The 251-nt window shown below is 58.2% G+C and carries 1 protein-coding gene; it reads left to right on the top strand.

Features of this window, described 5'->3' with window-relative positions; genetic code table 11:
* Positions 1–251, top strand: a 251-nt coding sequence (locus tag MXD60_RS26430) for a hypothetical protein (RefSeq protein WP_248822410.1), incomplete at both ends; no start/stop codon positions are given.

The raw sequence follows: 251 nt of genomic DNA, 5'->3' as shown, positions 1-251 counted from the left end.
AGACATGACTGGACCTGACGGCGGCTCCGGTGTCGCCGTCGTCAAGGGCTGCAAGTACCCCGCTCAGGCGATGCAGTTCAACGACTGGTTCAACACTCAAGTCAACGACCTCGCTACCCAAGGTTTGGTCCCCGCCGCTAAGGGGCAGGTGACTACTCCTGAGAAGATGAAGAAGCAGTTTGGTGGCCAAGACGTCATGGCCGAGCTTGCTAAGGCAAATGAGAGGCTCGCCCCGAAGTTCGGGTATATCC

Origin of the sequence: Frankia sp. AgB32, assembly GCF_023243045.1 — a bacterium.
Classification (GTDB): domain Bacteria; phylum Actinomycetota; class Actinomycetes; order Frankiales; family Frankiaceae; genus Frankia.
This window is presented reverse-complemented; position numbering and strand designations above follow the sequence as displayed.